Here is an 11,652-nt window from a genome sequence, read left to right as displayed (position 1 = left end):
CTGGACCTCAGCAGGCGGGGGCGCCGGGGACGGGGTCGCCGACCGGGGCCGGGGTCCGACCCCGGCCTCCTGGTCACTCGGCGGCCGGACGCTCCTCCGCCGGCTCCTCGCCGACGGCATCATCGGCGACCGGCTCGTCGACCGCGGTCGTCGCGGGGTCCCCCGCGACCTCCGGATCCTCCGCCGTCCCCGGATCCTCCGTCGCCTCCGGCTGCTCCGCCGTCTCGGCGGGCTCCGGCTGCTCGAAGACGACCTCGAGCTCGTCGACGATCACGCCCTCGGAGCGCTGGATCTCCCGCGCGCGGTCCTCCTTGCCGGTCTCCGAATGGGCACCGCAGCCGTAGCCGAGATGCACGACCCGGCCGTCGGCCGGAGACCACTCGTTCGTGCACACGGCGAACTCGGTGCGCAGCGAACCGCCCAGCAGCGAGATGAAGCCGCAGCTCGCGCACGTCGCGGACACGGTCCCGCGACGGCCCCGCTCGGAGGTCTGCCGCGGGCCGAACTCGCCGCCGAGCCAGCGCTCGGCGGCCTCGGAGCGTCCCGTCGGCGAGAGCACGCGCTCGCGGCCGAGCCCCAGCTCCCACTGCGCGACGCGGTCCTCGTCCTCCTCGCCGACGGCCTCATAGCCCTGCTCGAGACGCTCGTCCTCCTCGCGGAACGGGAGGAGGTCGTCGGCGCCGACGTCGGAGGGGCGCAGGCGCTCCGCCCACGGCTCCCAGGCCGGCGCCAGCAGCGCGTCCTCGCCCGGCAGCAGCGCCGTCTCGGCGACGGTCGCGGCCTTCGCGCGCGGGGCGCGCCCCAGCACCGCCACCCACGACCAGCCGCGGTAGCCCGGCATCGTGCACTCGAAGACATGCGTGACCAGCCGGTCCCCGCTGACCTCGACGCGCAGGTGCTCCCCGACCTGACCCGGCTCCGTGACGTCCTCGAGGGCCGTGCGGGCGAGCTCGATCGCCTCCGCGGCGATCGCATCCAGCTTGGGACGCGCGGTGCGGGGGCGACGGGTCGTGGTCGGAGAAGTCATGGGTTCAGGCCTCGAAGTTGTCGGCGACGGCGCGCATCACGGTGGCGATCTTCTGGGAGTGCCCGCGGTCGGGGTAGCGACCCTGCCGCAGACCGTTGGAGGCGTCGTCCAGCAGGCGGATCAGGTCCTCGACCATGGTGGCCATGTCCTCCGGACCGGGGCGGCGCGCACGGGAGACCGACGGCGCCGGGTCCAGCACGCGCAGCGAGAGGACCTGGGGACCGCGACGGCCGTCGACCATGTCGAAATCGACACGGGTGCCCGGGCGCAGCGTGGTCGTGCCCTCGGGCAGATTCGTCGCGTGGACATAGACGCTCTGGCCGTCGTCCTCATCGAGGATGAAGCCGAACCCCTTCTCGGCGTCGTAGAACTTCACCTTGCCGCGTGGCACCTGTAACCCGCCTGTCTACTGGTCAGTGGTCGTGCGGAGGGGCTCGCGCCGCTCCGGGGGATCTCGCGCGCGGGAGACCCCGCGCGACCATCCACTCTACAGCCGAAGCCTGGCCGTCGTCGCCGCGGTCTCCCCGGCCCTCGTACGGCCCACGTCCGGGCCTCGTGCGGCCCTGGCACGCTGCTCGCCCGGCCCCGGTGCGGGGTCAGCGGCGCCTCTCCTCCGGGATCTGCCGCTCCGGGGCGTCGGGCGGGACCGGGTCGAGTCCCAGGCCCTCGAGCACCTTCTCGAGGATCATCGCGGTGAACCCCCAGACGAACACGTCGTCCGGCAGCTCGAAGACCGGTCCGATGGGCATGTCCCCGAGCATCCCGCGGGCCCGGCGGGCGGGATCTGTCAGCGAGTCCGGCCCGATCAGCGGGGTCCACACCACCCGCTCGACCTCGATCGGGTCCTGGACGCCGAGCACGGGCGGTGCGTCGGACCGGGCGAGGACCGGCGTGACCCGCTGCCCGCGCCAGGGCATGGCGATCGGCGCGAAGGCGCCGAGCACGTCCACGTCGGAGGGCTCCAGCCCCGTCTCCTCCTGGGCCTCGCGCAGCGCCGTGTGCACGTCGTCGCGGTCCTCCGGATCGCAGCCGCCGCCGGGGAGCGCGAACTGCCCGGGCTGGGAGCGCATGCGATGCCCGCGCTCCTCGAGCACGATGCGCGCCTCCGCGAGCTCCGTCCCCGCGATCAGCACGAGGACCGCGCTGCGGCGCTCCCGTCCCGGCGCCGGCATCCGCGGCGCGCGCGCATCCCGGCGATCCAGCAGCACGGACGATCCGGTGCGGGCCCGCGCGGAGAGCGGCGCGAGGAAGCCCGGCACCGCGGACTCGCCCGCGAGGGGGAGGACGGGCTCGGACGGGATGGTCATGCCGACGAGCCTATCGAGCGGTCAGGATCGGCGGGCGGCGGAGCCCGGCCCGCTCAGGGGGCGGCGGAGGCCGGCGGGTCCGCGCTCGGGCAGATGTCGGCGAGGGAGCATGCCGTGCAGCGCGGGGCGCGGGCCGTGCACACGCGACGGCCGTGGAGGATCAGGCGCAGGGAGAGCGCCGTGTACTCGGGCGGGGCGCCGTCGGCCTCGACCCGGCGGACGATGTCGTCCTCGACCGCACGGGGATCCTTCTGCGCGGTCCAGCCCAGGCGCCGGGCGAGCCGGCCGACGTGCGTGTCGACCGCGAGGAGCTCATGGCCGAACCAGGTGCCGCGGACGACGTGCGCGGTCTTGCGCCCGACGCCCGGCAGGGCCTCGAGGGCGGCCCGGTCGTCGGGCACCTCGCCGTCGTGGTCGCGCACGAGGGCGCGCGCGAGGCCGAGGATCCGACGCGCCCGGGTGGGACCCATCCCGAGCGGCGCGAGGGTCGCGGCGAGGGTCGCCTCGTCGGCCCCGGCGAGGGAGGCGGCGTCGGGATGATCGGCGAACAGGGCCATCGTGATCGAGTTGACACGCACGTCCGTGGTCTGCGCCGACAGGACGGTCGCGACCAGGAGCTCGAAGGCGTTGCGATGGTCCAGCTCAGTGCGTGCATCGGGGTGCTCACGCCGCAGCCGTCGGCTCACCTCGGCGGCGTCCGCGACGCGGCGCCGGCGGGCGTCGGCGGGGCGGGATACGGGCTCGACGGGCACGGACACGACCTCCTCGGGCGTGGGACGGCAGGTCACGGTACCCACGGCGCGATACCCTTCCCACAACATGTGACTGCGCCCACCGCATGGCGCCAGATCGGTCACAATGGGAAGACAGCACGGTCCCGGCGATCACGGGGCCCCATCACCAGGAGGATCCGTGGACGAGAACATCGTACGGTCGTCGCCGTTGTTCGCTGCGCTCGACGAGGACGGCAAGCAGGCCGTGCTGGCGTCGATGAAGCAGGAGGACTACCACCGCAGCGCGGTGATCTTCCGCGAGGGCGATCCCGGCGATCGACTGTTCATCATCGGCTCCGGCAAGGTCAAGGTCGGCCACGCCTCGGGCGACGGCCGCGAGAACCTCCTCGCCGTCCTCGGCCCCGGCGAGACCCTCGGCGAGCTCTCGCTGTTCGACCCGGCCCCGCGCAACGCGACCGCGACCGTCGTCGCCGAGTCGACCCTCTACTCGCTCTCCCAGCAGGACCTCTACCGGGTCCTCGCCCAGCGTCCCGAGGTCGCCCGTCATCTGCTGGCCTCGCTCGCCCGGCGTCTCCGCAAGACCAACGAGTCCCTCGCGGACCTGGTCTTCGCCGACGTCCCCGGCCGCGTCGCCAAGAACGTCCTCGACCTGGCGCAGCGCTTCGGCCGCCAGACCGACGACGGCGTGATGGTCGCCCACGGCCTCACCCAGGAGGAGCTCGCCCAGCTGGTCGGCGCCTCCCGCGAGACCGTCAACAAGGCCCTCGCCGACTTCGCCTCGCGCGGCTGGATCCGCCTGGAGGCCCGCGCCGTGCTCCTGCTCGACGTCGAGCGCCTGCGCCGCCGCGCCCGCTGACGCCTCGCCGCGGCGGGACCGGCCGACGGCCGACGAGGGGACGATCTCCCAGGGAGATCGTCCCCTCGTCATGTCCGCCGCCGTGCTCGGCGGCGCCGCCCGGACAGCCCGGCGCGGCGTCGCGCCCGCAGGCGCGGACGCGTCCGCTCACTCCTCGGCGGCGAGATGGTCCAAGGCCGCCCGGAGGTTCCACTCGGCGGGCTCGCGCAGCGCGTCGGGCAGCTCGGTCCCGTAGACCGCGCGCAGCAGCCGGTCCATGGTCAGGACGCCGGCCCGGCGCGCCCGCCGGACCTCCTCGACGCGCTCGAGGCGGTGCGCGATCGCATCCTCGATGGCCTGGAGCGCGCTCAGCGGGTCCTCGATGTCGGGTCCGTGGCCCGGATGCAGGGAGGAGATGCGGCCGTCGACCGCCATCGCGCGGAGGATCGCGAGGGACTGCAGGTAGTCCCCCAGATCCCCGCCGTCGCGCGGGACGATCACCGTGGAGGAGCCGCCCAGCAGGGTGTCCCCCGTGAGCATGCGACCGCCCTCGACCAGCAGGCCGAGGGAGTCGGAGGTGTGCCCGGGCAGGTGGATGACGTGCCCGGCGACCCCGTCATCGCCCTCGAGGACGGCGGGCGCGAGCCGTGCCCCCGGGACGACCGACGGATCGGCCGCCCACAGCGGCACCTCGCGCCCGCTGCGGGCCGAGAGCTGGCGGGCGAGGGTGCCGGCGCCCGCGGTGTGGTCGAGGTGCCGATGCGTGACGAGCACGCCCATCGGCCGGGCGTCGTCGCCGCAGCGGAAGAGCAGCTCGGCGAGGTGCTCGGGGTCCTTGGGCCCCGGATCGACGACCCATACCTGGTCGCCGTCGCGCACGATGCGGCTGACGGTGCCCGTCAGCGTCATCGGCCCGGCGTTGTCCGCCCGCACCGCGATCAGCTCGACGGGCGGCGCCTCGGGGTCCCGCTCCGGTGACTGCTCGCCCATGGTCCTCGCTCCGCTCGCTCTCGCTCCGCCCGGTCCGGTCTTGTCCGGTCCGGTCTTGTCCGGTCCGGGTTCCCGCTCAGACGGCGGGAGAGACCTCGACGAGCAGATCCAGCTCGACCGGGGAGTCCAGCGGCAGCACGGCGACCCCGACGGCGCTGCGGGCGTGGGCTCCGGCATCGCCGAAGATGCGGCCGAGCAGCTCGCTCGCGCCGTTGATCACGGCGGGCTGGCCGTGGAACGACGGGGCGGAGGCCACGTACCCGGTCAGCTTCACGACGCGCACGACGCGATCGAGATCGCCGATGACGCTCTCCACCGCGGCCAGCGCGTTGAGGCAGCTGGTCGCGGCGAGCTGCGCCGCATGCTCGGGATCCACCTCGGCGCCGACCTTGCCGGTCGCCGGGAGGGCGCCCTCGACGAAGGGCAGCTGGCCCGAGGTGTGGACATGGTCGCCGCTCACGACGGCGGGCACGTACGCCGCCACGGGAGCGGCGACGGAGGGCAGCGCAAGGCCCAGCTCGGCGATGCGCGCACGCACGCGCGACCCGGCGGCCGACGATGCGGAGGAGGCGTCGGTCATGGCTCAGCTCCCGGCCAGCGGGCGCTTGAGGTAGGCGACGAGGGACTCGGGGTTCGGTCCCGGCACGACCTGGACCAGCTCCCACCCCTCGTCCCCGTAGTTGTCGAGGATCTGCTTGGTCGCGTGGATCAGCAGCGGAACGGTCAGGTACTCCCAGCGGGTGACGGTGCTCATGGCCCGAGCCTACCGGCCCGAGGACCGGTCCGAGAGGGCCGTCCGACGGGCGCAGCGACACTCCCGTCGGACGATCCTCCCGTCGGACGACCCCGCCGGCCGATCCCGGTCGACCGACCCCCCGCCGACGCTCCCGGCTCAGCTCCCGACGGCCTCCTGGACGGCGCGCCGCAGCAGCCCCGACCAATCGCTGATCTCCGGGTGGCGTCGCAGCAGACGCCGGCGCTCCCGCTCCGTCATGCCGCCCCACACCCCGAAGTCGATGCGGTTGTCGAGCGCATCGGCGAGGCACTCGGTGCGCACCGGGCAGGAGGCGCAGGCGGTCTTGATCTGATGCTGTTCCGTCCCCTGGACGAAGAACCCGTCAGGATCCATGCTCGTGCAGGCGCCGCGCGCCGCCCAGCTCTGGTCCTCGGTGGTCGGGAAGGTCCCGATGCTCATTGACATCCCCTCTGCGAATCATCGTCGACTCGTGCGTTCCCCACTCACTCTAAGGAGACGCACGCCACAGTGCAAAACGAGGGGGTCCGCGATCGATGCCGTCCGCCGTCGCCGCACGTCAGGGACGGATCGCCGGCCCCCACCCCGCCCCGACCGGGCGCACCTCCCGGCCGCCGCACCGACTCATAGGGGCTGCACAGCGCCCGTCCCGGATTCGTGAAGATCTCGGTGAGGAACTCTTCCCTGTGGTGCGTCCCATGGCTCCGCACAGCCGGTGCCCGTAGGGTGGCCGCATGGCTCGACCCACGCCCTCAGGCCCCAGCACCGTGCGCTCGCTGCCGGTGGCCCTGGCCCAGACCGTGTACCTGCTCCTCGGCATCGTCGCCACCTCGATCCTCGCCGGCATCCTGATGGCGGCGTTCTTCCTGCCCGCCGTCTCGGCGAGCTCCGCGGTCGCGGAGGACGGCGTCGACCTCTTCGCCTCCTATCCCAGCGAGCTCGATGTCGAGCCGCTGAACGAGGCGAGCCGCATCGAGGCCGCCGACGGCACACTGCTCGCGACGTTCTACTCGCAGAACCGCATCATGGTCCCGCTCGAGGAGATCTCCCCGAACGTGCAGAACGCCGTGATCGCGATCGAGGACCGGCGCTTCTACGAGCACGGCGGCGTGGACCTCAAGGGCATGACGCGCGCGATGCTGTCCAACGCCTCGGGCAGCGATGTGCAGGGCGGGTCGACCCTCACCCAGCAGTACGTGAAGAACGCGCTGCTCATGGACGCGGTCCAGCGCGGCGACGAGGACGACATCGCCTCCGCCACCGAGCACACCTACGGCCGCAAGCTGCGCGAGGCCAAGCTGGCGATCTCCCTCGAGAAGGAGTGGAGCAAGGACGAGATCCTCAACGCCTACCTGAACGTCGCGCAGTTCGGGCCCTCGCAGTACGGCGTCGAGACGGGATCCGAGCACTACTTCAACAAGAGCGCCGCGGACCTCAACCCCGGAGAGGCCGCGCTGCTGGCCGGCATCACCAACGGGCCGAACCAGTACGACCCGGTGGGCCATCCGGAGGCGGCCCAGACGCGTCGCAACGAGGTGCTCGCGGCGATGCTGGACCAGGACTACATCACGCAGGAGGAGTACGACACGTACTCCTCCCAGCCCGTCGAGGAGATGCTCGACGTGCAGAACGTGACCGCCGGCTGCGCCGATGCCGCCGGGTCCGGCTTCTTCTGCGACTACGTGACCCGCTCCCTGCTGAACGACGAGTCCTTCGCCGACACCTACGAGGAGCGCCAGAAGCTCCTGTACGGCGGCGGCCTGACGATCAAGACGACGCTCGACCCCGCGCTCCAGGCGGAGGCCGAGTCGATCCTCGAGCGGAAGGTGCCCTCGACCTCGGAGAGCGGCTTCGGCCACAGCATCGTCACGGTCGAGCCGGGCACCGGCCAGATCAAGACGATGGCGCAGAACCGCACCTACAACCCGTACTCCGATGCGGGACCGGGCGAGACCTCGATCAACTACAACGTCTCGGAGGCGATGGGCGGCTCGAGCGGCTTCCCCGTCGGCTCGACGTTCAAGCCCTTCGTGCTGCAGCAGTGGCTCGAGGACGGCAAGTCGATCTACGACACCGTCAGCACCAAGCGCGAGGAGATGACGACCTTCCCGGCCAGCTGCCTCGATCGCGGGCGATGGTACGAGAATCCGGGGTACAACCCCGACAACGCGGTCTCGGTCTCCCTGAACCCGATGGAGACCGTGCTGAACGGCACGAAGTTCTCCGTCAACACCGTCTACGCGAACATGGCGCGCCAGCTGGACCTGTGCGACATCGCGAGCACCGCCCGCGACCTGGGCGTGGTCCCCGCGACCTACAACCCGTACGACCAGGAGACCTGGGACGCCGACATCGCGGACGTCTACGGCACCGAGCTTGCCCCGGCCGTGCTGGTCCTCGGCGAGCTGCGCATCTCGGCCCTGCAGATGGCCTCCGCGTACGCCACCTGGGCCAACGGCGGCGTGTACTGCGAGCCGCAGGCGATCACCGAGGTGCTCGACTCCGACGGCGAGCCCATGGACATCACCGGCGCCCAGTGCGAGCAGGTGGTCGACAAGGAGATCGCCGACACGATCACCTGGGTGCTCCAGCAGGACCTTGAGGATCCGCGCGCGACCGGCAAGGGCAAGACGATCGACGGCCACGACGCCGGCGGCAAGACGGGCACCTCCGGCTCGCAGTACCACACCTGGTACGTCGGCTTCACCCGTCAGCTCTCCACGGCCGTCTGGTTCGGCAACCCGAACTCCAACGTCCGCCCCGGCGGCTTCTCCGTCGACGGGCAGTACCTGACCCGAGGCAAGGTCTGGGGCAACACGGTCTCCCTGCCCACCTGGCAGGAGTTCATGAACTACGCCAACAAGGACCTGCCCAGCGAGCCCTTCCCGGAGGCCCCGCAGGCGCCCGCGGGCAGCACGGTGACCTCCGACGGCACCGTCCCCGACGTCTCCGGCATGGTGCTCTCGAAGGCGCAGTCGACGCTCCAGGCGAGCGGATACCAGGTGGTCGTGAAGCAGGAGAAGTCCTCCTCGGTGGGCCAGTGGTACGTCATCGGGACCGATCCCGCCGCCGGGACGGCGCTGGAGGAGGGGTCCACCGTGACCATCCGCCAGTCCTCGGGCCCGTGACCGCGACCTCGGGCGGGACGCCGGGACGGACCATCCCCTCCCGGTCCTCCCGCGCCCTGACGACCGCCGCCCTCGCCGTGGGCGGGGCGGGGCTGGCCGCCGCGGCCGGAGCCCACATCTGGGCCCGGCACGTGGAGATCCATCGCTTCACGCTGCGGGAGGAGGAGCTGCGGATCCTGCCGCCGGGCTCCCGCGCGATCCGGATCCTGCACATCAGCGACATCCACCTGATGCCGGGCCAGGAGCGGAAGAAGGCCTTCCTCCGCCATCTCGCGGTGCTGCGCCCCCATCTGGTGATCGACACCGGCGACAACATCTCGGCGGCGGCGTCGGTCCCCGAGCTGCTCGACGCGCTCGAGCCGCTCCTGCACGTGCCCGGCGCCTTCGTCATGGGCTCGAACGACCTGTTCGCGCCCGCGCCGAAGAATCCGCTGCGGTACTTCCGCCGCGACGCGCGGCCCGAGGGGTTCGTCGAGCGCGAGGACATCGACCTGCCCACGCAGGAGCTCGCCGACGGGCTCTCGGCGCACGGCTGGAAGGACCTCACCAACACCCGGGCGAGCATCGAGCTCGGCGGCCTCGAGGTGCGCCTGGTCGGCGTCGACGACCCCCATCTGGAGCGCGACGAGATGCCGGCCGCGCCGTCGGCCGAAGAGATCGTCGCGCCCGATCACGGCAATGTGCTGCGGCTCGGCGTCGCGCACGCCCCGTACCTGCGGGTGCTGGACGCCTTCGCGGCCGACGGGGCGGATCTCCTGCTCGCCGGCCATACGCACGGCGGTCAGCTCCGGCTGCCCGTCGTCGGGGCCCTCGTGACGAACTGCGACCTCCCGCGCCGCAAGGCCCGCGGGCTCTCCGAGCATGCGGGCGTCCCGCTCCACGTGAGCGCCGGCATGGGGGCCAGTCCGTACACGGACTTCCGCTTCCTGACGCCGCCCGAGGCGACCTTGCTCACTTTGCGCGCCTCCGGCCCCTCCGATGGTGCGGACCACCGCCGAACCCCTGCTAATGTTGCTTCTCGGTGAGCCGCTTCGGCGACGAACCCGGTGATCATCACGGTGATCACCACCGGGGTGTGGCGCAGCTTGGTAGCGCGCCTCGTTCGGGACGAGGAGGTCGCAGGTTCAAATCCTGTCACCCCGACCTTCGGTGCACAGCACCACGGCGAACGGGCCGGAGCAGACGCTCCGGCCCGTTCGTCGTTCCCGGCTCCCCGCGCCCGACGGCCGCCCGACCACCCCCGAGCCGGCCGGCGACGCGGACCGCCCCATGGCCAGCGGGCGACACAGGCCGCCCCGGCAGATGAATTACACGCGCGTAATTAGCACGATGCACACTTATACCTTTTAGCAACACAGGTCATTAATAGTGCAATCGAGCAAAACTTTGGTAAAGGCGAGGGTTGGAGGGCATAAAACACCATATGCCCGACTCCTGACCTGCCCATACAGTGGCAGAGGTGCCGCCTCCGCGGGGCACCGACCGTGGTGCCGCAGTCCCGCCACCGCCTCGGTCACTTCCTCCTCTTGCCTGGGTGGCGGGCGCAGCCCGCGCGAGCCTCCCGCAGGACCGCCCGGTTCCCCTGCGACGCGCCGGAGAGAAGGTAGACCGGACATGTTCCGCACTGCACCTCGAGGCCTGCACCGGGCTCCCGGTCCGGCCGTCATCGACTACCGCGGGCTCGCCGCACCGGTCGGGCGCGGAGTGGGAGGCGCCGCCGTCCTGGGCGCCGTGACCGCCGCCGCCACCCTCCACGGGGCCGGATCCGCCGAGGCCCTCGCGCCGACGGCCTCCGCCGTCCGCACCACCGCCGCCCCGGCCGCCGCCGGGACCGCGACCGCCGCCCCGGCCGCCGCCGGCACGACCGTCGCCCCCGCGACGTCCTACTCCTCCGTGAAGCTCCGCCTCGGCGCCCGCGGGAGCGCCGTGACGGAGCTGCAGACGCAGCTGCGCGCGAACGGCGCAACGATCTCGGCCGACGGCGTGTTCGGATCGAAGACCCTCAAGGCCGTCAAGAGCTTCCAGTCCTCCCGGGGCCTGTCCGTGGACGGCGTCGTCGGCCCCCGGACCTGGTCGGCCCTAGGCTCCAGCAGCTCCTCGGGCTCTTCGAGCTCGTCCGGCAGCTCCACCACGACGAAGCTCCGCAGCGGCGACCGCGGCTCCGCCGTGAGGACGCTGCAGAACCAGCTCAACGCCCGCGGCGCCTCGATCTCGGTCGACGGCGTGTTCGGCGCGCGGACCCTGTCCGCGGTCCGCAGCCTGCAGTCCGCCGCCGGCATCGGCGTGGACGGCGTCGTCGGCCCGAAGACCTGGAACGCCCTGTCCTCGAGCGTCACGATCCCCGCATCGAGCAGCTCCAGCGGCTCCAGCGGCTCCAGCGGCTCCAGCAGCTCCGGCAGCTCGATCAACGGCTCGGCGATCGTCGCCGCCGCCCGCTCGCAGATCGGGACCGGCTACACCTGGGGCGGCTCCTCGCCGTCGAGCGGCTTCGACTGCTCGGGCCTCGTCTACTACGCCTACAACCAGGCCGGCGTCGACATCTCGCGCAAGACCGCCAAGGGCTACACCTTCGGCGGCCGGATCATCTCGCAGTCCGAGGCGCAGCCCGGCGACCTGGTCGCCTTCAGCTCCAACAACTGGGGCCATGTCGCGATCTACGCCGGCAACGGCACGATCATCGACGCCTCGGGCTCCCGTCAGCGGGTCGTCGAGCGCAGCATCTGGAACTCCCCGCACGTGTTCGTCACCTATCGGTGACGCACCCCGCCGGTGAGATCCCGCAGGAGCGGGAGCACCGGCCGACGACGGCCTGCTCGATGCGCACGCATCACCGGGAAGGAGCAGGGCGACGCCGAGGAGCCCGGTCGGCCCTGTGCC

The 11,652-nt window shown here is 72.3% G+C and carries 12 protein-coding genes and 1 tRNA gene; 5 read left to right on the top strand and 8 right to left on the bottom strand.

Annotated elements, in window-relative coordinates:
- Positions 1 to 73: 73 nt before the first annotated feature.
- The 4 genes from ACXET9_RS10140 to ACXET9_RS10125 form a co-directional block, all read right to left on the bottom strand.
- Positions 74 to 1,027 carry a DUF3027 domain-containing protein gene (locus ACXET9_RS10140; protein ID WP_457886465.1) on the bottom strand — a complete coding sequence of 318 codons (954 nt, stop codon included), beginning with the start codon at positions 1,025 to 1,027 and terminating at the stop codon, positions 74 to 76.
- Positions 1,028 to 1,031: 4 nt separating this feature from the next.
- Positions 1,032 to 1,418, bottom strand: a complete 387-nt coding sequence (locus ACXET9_RS10135; protein WP_457886464.1) for a cold-shock protein — start codon at positions 1,416 to 1,418, stop codon at positions 1,032 to 1,034.
- 205 nt (positions 1,419 to 1,623) lie between these two features.
- Entirely contained in the window at positions 1,624 to 2,334 is a 711-nt protein-coding gene (locus ACXET9_RS10130; RefSeq protein ID WP_457886463.1) for an NUDIX hydrolase, read from the bottom strand.
- 53 nt (positions 2,335 to 2,387) lie between these two features.
- Positions 2,388 to 3,131: an endonuclease III domain-containing protein gene (locus tag ACXET9_RS10125; RefSeq protein WP_457886462.1), complete on the bottom strand. Its 744-nt coding sequence runs from the start codon at positions 3,129 to 3,131 to the stop codon at positions 2,388 to 2,390.
- Positions 3,132 to 3,246: 115 nt separating this feature from the next.
- Between ACXET9_RS10125 and ACXET9_RS10120 the strand changes: the two genes are divergently transcribed.
- Complete coding sequence (locus tag ACXET9_RS10120; protein WP_457886461.1) at positions 3,247 to 3,924, top strand: Crp/Fnr family transcriptional regulator; 678 nt, start codon at positions 3,247 to 3,249, stop codon at positions 3,922 to 3,924.
- A 147-nt stretch (positions 3,925 to 4,071) separates the two neighbouring features.
- Here the strand turns inward: ACXET9_RS10120 and ACXET9_RS10115 are convergent, their stop codons facing one another.
- The 4 genes from ACXET9_RS10115 to ACXET9_RS10100 all read right to left on the bottom strand — a co-directional run bounded on the left by ACXET9_RS10115 (position 4,072) and on the right by ACXET9_RS10100 (position 6,088).
- On the bottom strand, positions 4,072 to 4,893 hold the full coding sequence (locus ACXET9_RS10115) for an MBL fold metallo-hydrolase (protein ID WP_457886460.1): 822 nt from the start codon (positions 4,891 to 4,893) through the stop codon (positions 4,072 to 4,074).
- Positions 4,894 to 4,969: 76 nt separating this feature from the next.
- On the bottom strand, positions 4,970 to 5,473 hold the full coding sequence (locus ACXET9_RS10110; RefSeq protein WP_457886459.1) for a RidA family protein: 504 nt from the start codon (positions 5,471 to 5,473) through the stop codon (positions 4,970 to 4,972).
- 3 nt (positions 5,474 to 5,476) lie between these two features.
- The gene (locus ACXET9_RS10105) at positions 5,477 to 5,647 is read right to left on the bottom strand and encodes a DUF4177 domain-containing protein (RefSeq protein WP_457886458.1); all 171 of its coding nucleotides are present in this window, start codon (positions 5,645 to 5,647) and stop codon (positions 5,477 to 5,479) included.
- A 138-nt stretch (positions 5,648 to 5,785) separates the two neighbouring features.
- The gene (locus tag ACXET9_RS10100) at positions 5,786 to 6,088 is read right to left on the bottom strand and encodes a WhiB family transcriptional regulator (protein ID WP_457886457.1); all 303 of its coding nucleotides are present in this window, start codon (positions 6,086 to 6,088) and stop codon (positions 5,786 to 5,788) included.
- A gap of 293 nt (positions 6,089 to 6,381) precedes the next feature.
- On the opposite strand from ACXET9_RS10100, the gene ACXET9_RS10095 reads away from it, so the two are divergent.
- The 4 genes from ACXET9_RS10095 (at position 6,382) to ACXET9_RS10080 (ending at position 11,532) form a co-directional block, all read left to right on the top strand.
- Positions 6,382 to 8,775: a penicillin-binding protein gene (locus tag ACXET9_RS10095; protein ID WP_457886456.1), complete on the top strand. Its 2,394-nt coding sequence runs from the start codon at positions 6,382 to 6,384 to the stop codon at positions 8,773 to 8,775.
- Complete coding sequence (locus ACXET9_RS10090; protein WP_457886455.1) at positions 8,772 to 9,800, top strand: metallophosphoesterase; 1,029 nt, start codon at positions 8,772 to 8,774, stop codon at positions 9,798 to 9,800. The genes ACXET9_RS10095 and ACXET9_RS10090 overlap by 4 nt, the downstream gene beginning before the upstream one ends.
- Positions 9,801 to 9,844: 44 nt before the next feature.
- Positions 9,845 to 9,918 (top strand) — tRNA-Pro (locus tag ACXET9_RS10085).
- 471 nt (positions 9,919 to 10,389) lie between these two features.
- Positions 10,390 to 11,532, top strand: coding sequence for a C40 family peptidase (locus ACXET9_RS10080; protein WP_457886454.1), 1,143 nt, complete (start codon positions 10,390 to 10,392; stop codon positions 11,530 to 11,532).
- Positions 11,533 to 11,652: the final 120 nt, after the last annotated feature.

The sequence above is a fragment of the Brachybacterium netajii (SeqCode) genome, from assembly GCF_054114245.1.
This window is presented reverse-complemented; position numbering and strand designations above follow the sequence as displayed.

Coding starts and splice junctions, on each gene's coding strand:
- ACXET9_RS10080 (WP_457886454.1), top strand. CDS start 10,390: ATGTTCCGCACTGCACCTCGAGGCCTGCACCGGGCTCCCGGTCCGGCC.
- ACXET9_RS10100 (WP_457886457.1), bottom strand. CDS start 6,088: ATGAGCATCGGGACCTTCCCGACCACCGAGGACCAGAGCTGGGCGGCG.
- ACXET9_RS10110 (WP_457886459.1), bottom strand. CDS start 5,473: ATGACCGACGCCTCCTCCGCATCGTCGGCCGCCGGGTCGCGCGTGCGT.
- ACXET9_RS10105 (WP_457886458.1), bottom strand. CDS start 5,647: ATGAGCACCGTCACCCGCTGGGAGTACCTGACCGTTCCGCTGCTGATC.
- ACXET9_RS10140 (WP_457886465.1), bottom strand. CDS start 1,027: ATGACTTCTCCGACCACGACCCGTCGCCCCCGCACCGCGCGTCCCAAG.
- ACXET9_RS10115 (WP_457886460.1), bottom strand. CDS start 4,893: ATGGGCGAGCAGTCACCGGAGCGGGACCCCGAGGCGCCGCCCGTCGAG.
- ACXET9_RS10095 (WP_457886456.1), top strand. CDS start 6,382: ATGGCTCGACCCACGCCCTCAGGCCCCAGCACCGTGCGCTCGCTGCCG.
- ACXET9_RS10130 (WP_457886463.1), bottom strand. CDS start 2,334: ATGACCATCCCGTCCGAGCCCGTCCTCCCCCTCGCGGGCGAGTCCGCG.